This is a genomic window from Mesorhizobium sp. M8A.F.Ca.ET.218.01.1.1, from assembly GCF_004791165.1.
Taxonomy (GTDB): domain Bacteria; phylum Pseudomonadota; class Alphaproteobacteria; order Rhizobiales; family Rhizobiaceae; genus Mesorhizobium.
Map to the genome: position 1 here is coordinate 1 of NZ_SRUZ01000201.1, position 286 is coordinate 286.

Consider the following 286-nt stretch of genomic DNA (forward strand, 5'->3'; position numbering starts at 1 on the left):
CATCGCTCACCAAGCCCGGCCCGTTCACGCTGGAGGCCTTGAGCCTCGGCGAGTTCTGGGGCGTGAAGATCGACGGCAGGCTGGCGGCGATGGCCGGCGAGCGCATGAAGCAGCCCGGCTATTCGGAACTCAGCGGCGTGTGCTCGCATCCGGATTTCCGCGGCGGCGGCCTTGCCAGGCTGTTGTCGCTGTTCGTGGCCAACCGCATCGTGGCGCGCGGCGAGGTGCCTTATCTGCACGCCTTTGCCAACAACGCCGCGGCGATAAGGCTCTACGAGTCCATCGG

Annotated in this window: 1 protein-coding gene; it reads left to right on the forward strand. The window is 67.1% G+C overall.

Annotation, left to right across the window (positions count from 1 at the left end; genetic code table 11):
- Positions 1–286: GNAT family N-acetyltransferase (locus tag EN861_RS35015; protein ID WP_135928258.1), on the forward strand; the 286-nt coding region annotated here is incomplete at both ends.